Annotated in this window: 9 protein-coding genes; 8 read left to right on the top strand and 1 reads right to left on the bottom strand. The window is 66.8% G+C overall.

Annotation, left to right across the window (positions count from 1 at the left end; translation table 11 throughout):
• The 5 genes from ABIR74_RS08555 to ABIR74_RS08535 form a co-directional block, all read left to right on the top strand.
• Positions 1–614, top strand: a 614-nt coding sequence (locus ABIR74_RS08555; protein WP_348177056.1) for a VOC family protein, incomplete at its 5' end; no start/stop codon positions are given.
• A gap of 189 nt (positions 615–803) precedes the next feature.
• The gene (locus ABIR74_RS08550; protein ID WP_348177054.1) at positions 804–1,442 is read left to right on the top strand and encodes a hypothetical protein; all 639 of its coding nucleotides are present in this window, start codon (positions 804–806) and stop codon (positions 1,440–1,442) included.
• A 517-nt stretch (positions 1,443–1,959) separates the two neighbouring features.
• Positions 1,960–2,412, top strand: a complete 453-nt coding sequence (locus tag ABIR74_RS08545) for a YidB family protein (RefSeq protein WP_348177052.1) — start codon at positions 1,960–1,962, stop codon at positions 2,410–2,412.
• A gap of 114 nt (positions 2,413–2,526) precedes the next feature.
• Positions 2,527–3,015: a permease gene (locus tag ABIR74_RS08540; protein ID WP_348177050.1), complete on the top strand. Its 489-nt coding sequence runs from the start codon at positions 2,527–2,529 to the stop codon at positions 3,013–3,015.
• 464 nt (positions 3,016–3,479) lie between these two features.
• On the top strand, positions 3,480–3,818 hold the full coding sequence (locus ABIR74_RS08535) for a DUF309 domain-containing protein (RefSeq protein ID WP_348177048.1): 339 nt from the start codon (positions 3,480–3,482) through the stop codon (positions 3,816–3,818).
• Between the two features lie 299 nt (positions 3,819–4,117).
• Here the strand turns inward: ABIR74_RS08535 and ABIR74_RS08530 are convergent, their stop codons facing one another.
• Entirely contained in the window at positions 4,118–6,946 is a 2,829-nt protein-coding gene (locus tag ABIR74_RS08530) for a putative glycoside hydrolase (RefSeq protein WP_348177046.1), read from the bottom strand.
• A gap of 171 nt (positions 6,947–7,117) precedes the next feature.
• On the opposite strand from ABIR74_RS08530, the gene ABIR74_RS08525 reads away from it, so the two are divergent.
• The 3 genes from ABIR74_RS08525 to ABIR74_RS08515 all read left to right on the top strand — a co-directional run.
• Positions 7,118–7,240 carry a hypothetical protein gene (locus tag ABIR74_RS08525; RefSeq protein WP_348177044.1) on the top strand — a complete coding sequence of 41 codons (123 nt, stop codon included), beginning with the start codon at positions 7,118–7,120 and terminating at the stop codon, positions 7,238–7,240.
• A 49-nt stretch (positions 7,241–7,289) separates the two neighbouring features.
• Positions 7,290–7,769: a hypothetical protein gene (locus ABIR74_RS08520; RefSeq protein ID WP_348177042.1), complete on the top strand. Its 480-nt coding sequence runs from the start codon at positions 7,290–7,292 to the stop codon at positions 7,767–7,769.
• Positions 7,770–8,246: 477 nt separating this feature from the next.
• On the top strand, positions 8,247–8,497 hold a 251-nt coding region (locus ABIR74_RS08515; RefSeq protein ID WP_348177040.1), incomplete at its 3' end, for a winged helix-turn-helix domain-containing protein.

The raw sequence follows: 8,497 nt of genomic DNA, 5'->3' as shown, positions 1-8,497 counted from the left end.
GATGGCGGAGGAGGATGCCACGTGACGACTCTGATCCGATCGCCGAGATTATCGGGGACTATCGAGCTTTCGCGGCGATGCAGCGCGACCGTCTTTTGGCCCGCGGCATCGACATCGCGCCCTACCCGCTCAGCCACCTTGCCGTTCGCGTCGCCGATTGGGATCTGTACGTCCAGCAGCGCACGCTTCTCGAGCGCCACGCGAGGGCGAACCGCGAGAACATCTGGAACGGACGTCCGATCTCCTTGATCGTGCTCTCCGAACCGCTCCATGTCCTCGACGGGACCCCGGTCTCGAACATCGAGCTGATCCCGCCCGTTCACCAGCGCGTCTACCGGATGGGCCTCGAGCACCTCGGCGTCGTCGTGAGTGAGGAGTTCGACGAGTTCTCGCGCGTGCATCGGGCCGCGCTGACGGGTCAGCAGTTTCAGAGTTCAGCCGTCGACCCGGTCTACGTGCTGTTCGAGGACTTCACCCACGTGAAGTTCTACCGGCGCTCCTTCTTCGACGTCGTCGAGGACGCGGAAGGGCGCTTCGAGGGCTTCGTCCACGTCGACAACTGGGCGCCGCAGCGCCTCGTCACCGCCACCGGCCCGAACCCGCTCCCGCGGTAACCAAGGCTGCTGCGGGCTACAAGACCGTCCGCTGCACCAGGGTTCGACAGTGACGCCTGAGCGTTGGGTGCTGCCAGCGCTAGGCGCCAGGTCGATACCGACCCGCAGGTGACGGCTGTTACGCTCGCTCTTGAGTTGAAGGCGCTCTTTTTCGCCGCGTAACAGCCACGACCTGCAGGAGAGCATTCGATGAGCGATTATTCTGTTGCGAGAGTTGACGAGATTGGGGAGATCGACGACGGGCGCTGTCTGTCGCGGCCGGTCCGGCATCACTTCGGTATCACCTCCTTCGGGGTCAATAGCTGGACGGGTCGCGAGGTGGACGACCGGATCATCAACGAGCACGACGAGTCGGACGGTGAGGAGGAGGAGCTCTACCTCGTGCAGCGCGGCCGCGCGAGGTTCGAGCTCGATGGCGACCGGGTTGACGCGCCAGCTGGCACGTTCGTTTTCGCCCGACCGGGTGTGAAGCGGACGGCGTTCGCTGAAGAGGCAGGGACGACGATCGTCGCGATAGGCGGCACGCCCGGGAAGGCACACGAACCTGTCGGCTGGGAGCTATGGGCGCCGCTGCGCCCCCTGTACGAGTCGGGACAGTACGCCGAGGCTGCCGACCGCGGACTCGAGCTCTGCGAAGCCCACCCCGAGTACCCAGGGCTCCTGTACAACCTTGCCTGCTGCGAGAGCCTCGCGGGACGCAGCGCCGAAGCGATCGAGCACCTCCGGCTCGCGATCGACCGAAGCGAGCAGACCCGGTCGTTCGCCGCCGGTGACTCCGACTTCGATCCGATCCGCGACGAACCCGCGTTCAAAGAGCTCCTGGGGTAAACGGCGGGAACGCAAGCAAGCTCCGGCCGAACAAAGCGCTTCGGGCAAAACCTCTCAACTGACATTCCCGATCTCAATACCGCAGGGAGCTTTTTTTACCCGGCTCGTCAAACTCTTGCGTTGACGGCTGAAGGAGCCGGCCCTCTGGAGAGCCGGCTCCTTCGTCGCTTCCGTCCGTCGTCAGTCAGATGCATGCTCCGCGTGGGCGGCACTTCCTCAGGAGGTGCAGGCCGGATCCGGGTCGGTCCGGATGAGCTGGTTCGCGCTTCCGGGTGGCAGCACTTAGATGACGTAGATCTCCGCACCGTCGTGACCGGCGACTTCTACTCGTTCGCTACGACCGCTGCCACGAGATCCACGAAGCCTTCCTCGCACTCGGCTGCTGCCTCGTCTGCTACCGAAGGCTGGCGAGCTCATTTTGCAAGGCTGCAGGGATCCCGTGGGTGAGAAGCCGGAAATCTGGGTATGACCGGTCCTACTTGCACCAGTACTGGTGCCTCGAACTGGGAGGATGGCGATGAGTCAGCTTGATGATCTGTTGGGTGGGCTTCTTGGCGGCAAGTCTGGAGGGGTTGGCGGCATGCTCGGCGGGCTTGCGGGTAGCCGAGGCGGCGGTGGCGGTCTGGTGGGCGCGCTGATCCCGATGATTGGCGGGTTGCTTGCTGGCGGCGGCCTCAGCAAGCTTCTCTCAGGCTTCCGGGCGAACGGGTTGAGCTCGCAGGCGGACTCGTGGGTCGGGACGGGCCCCAACGAGCCTGTCACGCCCGGGCAGGTGAGTCAGGTGATCGGTGCCGACCAGATCGGCCAGATCGCTGAGAAGCTCGGCGTCTCCCAGGATGAGGCCGCGCAGGCGATTGCGGAGGCTCTGCCGCAGATCGTCGATACGGTCAGCCCGGGAGGGCAGCTTCCACCCGAGCAAGACCTTGATCGTGCGTTTGATCGGTTGGCGCACCCAACCCCGGCCCAATAGACGATCGAGAAGCGTGATCGACGCGACGGCACCCAGCCCATGAAAGCCCTAGACCCCCAAGACCACGACGCGAGCTGGCGACATCGCCTGCTGATCGCCGGGACACTGTTGATCGTGCTGGTCGTCGCCGGGGCCGTCGCATCGGCAACCGTGCCCCGCTGGTGGGCACACCGTGTCGGCGATCAGGTCAACGAGAGCATCACCTCAGGGGTCTTGATCGGGCTCTTCTACGGGTTTGTGTTCACCCTCCTACCGATCGCTTTGCTCACCACCGTGCTCCGCTGGCGCCGCCGGTGGGCGACGGTCGGCATCGCTCTCGTGGCGGCGCTCGTGCTCGCGCTGCCGAACCTGATGACGCTCGGCATCGTTGTGGGCCGAAGCAACGCCGCACACGCAGGCCAACGAACCCTTGACGTCCAAGCCCCGGCCTTTCGCGGTGCATCGCTCGCTGGCGTCCTCCTCGCGGTCGGTTTCGCGGCTATGGTCATCCACCTCATCGCGTCTCGCAAACGAGCACGCAGCGATGCGCGACATGCACGCGACGAGCTCATTGCGTCAACATCCAACCCAACTCCGCCGCAGCCGGAGTCGAGCAACAGGTGAAGCATTGTCGCCCCGGAAGTCACGCGTCACGCGCGGCAAGCCGGCCACGCCCAGGCAGGTCGAGGCAACCGCACGTGCCCGCGCGAGAGTCCTGCGATAGTTGACCCACTACGAACGAGCCGCGCTACGACCGCAGAGATACGCCACGATCCGCGTCAACACGCCAGAAATGGCTTGACGGAGCGGGCGCCGGTGTCGAATCGACCGAGCGAGGGGTTACCCACCGCACAGGTTTTGAAGACCCGCTGTGGATCGGCTTTAAACAGCTTGAAACGGTCGATTCCGGCGTGTGGTCGGGCGGTGCGGGATAGCTTTTGCGATAGTTCGCGTGAGACCGGCTCTCGATCCCGCGGGTCAACAAAGCACCGTTGTGGCCTGTGCTGGTGGTCGCCGTCGTTGTGGTCGATCTGACTGACCGTCGAGAAGTGGCACTAGAGTCGGAACCTCATTAACAGGGGCGACGGGTGACGCAGATTGAGACCGACTACCGTCGCGGTCTGGCGCTGATCGACAGTGGCCAGTACTTCGCGGCGCATGAATCGCTGGAGGATGCCTGGCGGGCGGCACCCAAGGATGAGCGCGACTTCTTCCAGGGTCTCGTTCACATCGCCGTCGCCTGGTATCAAGCCGAGCGCCGCAACAAGGTGGGCTGGCAACGGCAGCTGGCCAAAGCGCGGCGGCGGCTAGCTGCCTACGAACCGGTTCACCGAGGGCTCGACGTCGAAGACCTCCTGTCGCAGCTCCGTGGATCAGAGAACGCCTACCCGCATCCGCCGCCGCTGCGTCTTCGCCTGACTCTGTGATCCCCGTGCCGAGCGTCAGCCTCGGGCCAATCCAGCGACTCGCCCAGGATCGAGGACGGGCGCCACTGTCACGGCCGGGTACGGCGACGACCGTTTTTACGAGGAGGAGCGGACTCGACCGGGCATCGCGATCGTTGCGGCCAGAGCGGCGAGTACACCGGTGAGCAGCGAGAGTTGATGGCTCCCTTCATCGCAGTCAGGGGACGAGCACTGGCGCAGGCAACCGGCAGGTCGAGTGCCGGAACGGCAAACGCGAGCTGCTGTGGCGGACCCGAGGATGGTGCCGGGGGCGGCTTGCCTCAGGGGCGCGCGACGAATCGCTGCCGGTAGCGGGGTGCGAGCTCGGACTTGGCGGCGGCCGGAGCGGTGATCGTTCGGGCGTCCCCGTCCGAGACGTAGCGGGAAGCCGGGTTGCGGTCGAGGTCCGCGAGCCAGTAGGAGAAGCCGAGCTCATCCTCGACCGAGAACGGAAGGTGCGAGCTGCGGATGCGGGGGATCGCCGCCCGGTCGAACGAGCTCCCGAACGGGGAGGGAGCCGGGTTCGCGCCCACGAGCAGCACGCCGTACGGCCCGTACCGGTGCTTCTGCCAGCTTCCGCCGACTGCGAGTCGCTCTCTCTTCGGCATCGAACCGAGCGGAAGCGCCATCGAGCGGATCCTGTAGCCGGGGAGGGCGTCCGTGATCACGGCGGCGCCGAGCACGAGCTGCCGCTGCACGGACTCGTTGTCGAGGGTGCGAAGGGGGAGGTGGTCGCGCGTATGGTTTCCGAGTTCGAAGCCGTTGGCGGTGAGCCAGCGGATCAGGCGCGCTCCGTCCTGCACGCCGAACGGGTCGCGGTTGATGTAGAAGGTTCCGCGGGGGGTGAAGCCCGCGTGCGTCCGCGCGAAGTCGAGCATGATCCCGACCGCCGTGCCGGGAAGCGGGTTTCCAGAGCCGTCGAGCGCGAGCTGTTCCCTGGTCGAGTCGTCGAAGGTCATGACGACCGGCGAGGTGCCCTTCGGGAGACCGAGCTTGCCGTCCAGCAGCTGGCCGACCGCGATCGGGACGTATCCGCGCTTCCAGAGCTGTTCAAGCTCGGCGCGGAACTCGGCCGGCGTCTGGTCGTAGTCGCCGACGCGGTCGGCCCGGATCTGGTGGTGCATTATTACGGGCACGCGCCCGAGCTCGTTCGGCGGCAGCCCGGAGAGCGGCCCTCCGCCTGCGACGACCGTCGCCGGGGCTGCCTTGGGTGCGGCCGCCTTCTTCGCCGGTTTCAGGTCGGGCAGGCGGACCGGCCCGGGCGCCGACACGGCCGACGACGTCCCCTGTCCGAGTGCCGGCACCTTCGCTGTTGTGCCGAGGGCACCGCTCGTATAGGTCACGGCTGCGTTCCACAAGAGGAACTCGTCGGAGCCTGCCTCCCTGGCGGCGCGAATCTGGTCTGCGACCTCGGCAGGGCCGTAGGTGTAGCCGAGCGAGAAGTCCTGCAGCCACGGGACGACGCGCGCGCCGGTGCCGCGAACCTGCTTCTGGAAGTCGGCGAGCGAGCGGGCCACGATCTCGTACGGGCTCGCGTTCGGGTTCGCGACGTCGTACTCACCGGGGCCCCAGTGCGACGGGTAGACCATCGGGGCGACGTAGTCGACCCGCCGCGCGATCTCCGGGATGTCCTGTGCGACCTCGGTCGGTCTCGTGGCGGCGATGCCGAAGACGGAGGCGCCGACGAAGACGCCGCTCTTCGAGAGCGCTCTGCGGCTCTCGGTGAGGAACCCGACGATCGCTTTCTCCGGGGTCGTCCGCAGCCCCGGGAACACCATGCTCGCGATCGGGCCGTCCGGCCGCCGGACGTAGTCGTAGAGGATCTCGTCGACTCCGGCATCGGCTGCCGCGAGCGCGATGTCGATGTTGTACTTCCTGACGGCGGGGCTGGCCGGATTCGTGAAGCCGCCGTACGCCGCGTAGGGACCGTGCTGCGGAGTCTGCACGACCTCGTCACGGCGCCCGGCCTTCCAGGCCGCGCTTGCATGGATGGGGTCGCGGAAGCAGACCAGGCGGCCGATCACCCGTATGCCCTTGGCGTGGAGCCGCGCGACGGCCTCTTTCAGGTCGAAGATCCTGAGCGCAGCTCCCATCTGGCGGGCGAGCGGCACCGGCGCGTTCCAGCCGACCTCTCCGCCCTCGTCCTTCAGGTCGAGCTCGACCGCGTTGATCCTGCGCTCGTCGATCAGGCGCATGACGCCTGCACGCAACGTCGCGTCCGCCCAGCCGTAGGCGGTCACGTGCACCGCACGGATGGGCTCGGCCGGACGCCGCGGAATCACGGTCACCGGCACACGCCAGCGGCTCGCATTGCCCGCCGCGTCCCTCGCGACGAGCGTGAGGCTCGCGGGGGCGATCGGACGGGAGAACGAGAACCGCCCCTCAGCGTCGATCGACACCCGTTGCCCGGCCAGCGCGAGCGTCGCGCCCGGCTCTACGACGCCTCGAATCGCAAGCGGACGGCCCGCGTTCACAACCGCGGGGCCGTCGAGACGGAGGGTCGGCGCCGTCGTGTCGACGACGAACGAGAACGACCGGCGACTGCTCCTGAACAACCTCGCGTCCCGCCGAACCACCAGCGTGTGATTGCCGTCGCTCAGGGCCCCCGGACGGAGGACAAGCATGCCGCCCTCGAGCGCAGGATGAACCTCGCGGCCATCGAGTTCCCAGCGGGTGCCGCGTTGCGCCGACTTGAACGCCAGAGCCGCGAGCTCGCTCGAGCCGAGCGCCGTGTTCGACGGCGGGCCGGTCACCTGCAACGCCGGGGCGGCAGCCCGCACAACGACGAGCGCACCGGCTGCCGCGACCGCCAACACCGCCGCCGAGACGCCGAGCCTCGTCAGCGACAGGCTCCACCGGCTGAGACCCCGCGTCCGGCGCGAACCGGGGTGCGGCCGGTTGGCGCCGCCCGCAGCGCGCCTGGCGCGTTGACCGTCCGGTAGCCCCGACGGCCCCGACCCGCCGCCGGACGACGAAAGTCGGTCGGCGAGAGCGCGGTTCTCCTCGCACAAAGCGCGGATCGCGCGTCCAGCCGCCCTCAGCTCGGCCGTCTCCGAGCGCTCCAGAGCCGTGGCCCAACGAACCATCTCCGCATAGCGCTCCGCGTCCATCGCCCCACCCTCACTCGAGAGGCAGACAGACTACCGACACCCTGTGCATCTCACCACGCGTCGACAACAGCCCCGAGCACACCGCCCGTGCCCGCTGCGACAGAACTTCTTCGAGCAGCTCACCGCTGCCTCAAACGACACCTCGCCCGCACCATCCACACCACCCCCTACATGGGGCACTCGTCAATCACGATCACACTCGACCGGTACGGGCATTTGATGCCAGGCAACGAGACCGAGGCAGCTGGCCTGCTCGACAGCTACCTCGAGAGCCGCTCCGGCGGTTGGCGGTAGATGAGCAGAGAGGCGGGTCAGCGCCCGTCAAATAGAGGAGGGGGATGAGATGAGAGACGCGATCCCGTGGAGCGGGTGCTCAGCTACGAACAATGAGGGTGCAACCTCTCAGGAGATCGATGCACGGGCGGCGCGACTCGACGCCGTGAACAGCGAAGCCGAGTTCTCCGAAGTGGGCCAGGAACTAATGCCTCATGGCCCACAGGGGGCGCATCTGCGCGAGGCGTTACCGATCCCGATCCTCGAACGAGCCGAGCGAGAGGGACAACCGAAGGGACAGACCGGAGCGAAGCGCAGATGGTCAACGCATCTACCGAAGGACGACGCACGCGACAACAGGCCTAAACCGGACTGCCGACTACGTGGCGCTTCCAGGCGGCGGTTCCCCCTCAACGAGGGGGCTCCCTGCAACTCCGTGTTCTGCCGGGGCGCGTCGCCGTTCGCGATCGGCGCGCCCGAAGTCATCGTCTACCGGATTGTGCATTCGCAGCGCGGGACGTTCAAGTCCGAGCTTGTCGGGAGTGTGTGATACACGACAAGGTCACGGAGTGTGCTGCGAATCTGGTGCGGCTCGCCAGCTCGAACTGGATCCTCGGTCGTCCTGTTGCGGAATCGTTCCCATGCCGTTCTTGTCCTCCAGATCTCGATCACCCGGAACCCTTCATCGGTCGGGCCGGCAACATGTGCCAACAGTCCGAAGGGGATTCGGCGTTCGAGTGCCGCGACCCGCTGAAGGTAAAAGTCCCAGCTCGCGGGAACGTCCTCCACGACTGCGTGGAGCGACTCGGGCGCGTCCTTCCCTCCATTCGGGTTCGGGCTCGAAGATCGCAAAAGGTCGCGTCGAGAGCCGACGGTGCCAGGGCCTGTCGCGCTCGCAGCGATGGGGGCGGTTGCGTCCAATTCGATGACATCCAGTCCTTCTCGACGGGTCAGACCCACATCCCTATCCTGCCCGGGCGTGGTAGAGGATCGGTCGAGGCCGTCGGGGCCGCCGTACGATGACACGATGCTGCTCGAGTACCGGATCCTGGGACCGCTCGAGATAACTCGCGACCTCGAGCCTATCGTCGTGAGCGCGCCGAAGGAGCAGACACTCTTCGTTCATCTCCTTCTCCATGCCAACGAGCGGGTCTCGGTCGATCGCCTGGCCGCTGCGATCTGGGGTGAGGAACGTCCGGCCTCGGCGGAGAAGCTCCTGCAGCTGTATGTCTCGAACCTACGTAAGGCGGTCGGTAGTGGCGTGATCGCTACCGTCGA

Source organism: Gaiella sp. (genome assembly GCF_039915195.1).
In the GTDB taxonomy this organism is placed as follows: domain Bacteria; phylum Actinomycetota; class Thermoleophilia; order Gaiellales; family Gaiellaceae; genus Gaiella.
The sequence above is the reverse complement of the archived record's forward strand: the minus strand, read 5'-3'. Positions and strand labels throughout refer to the sequence as shown.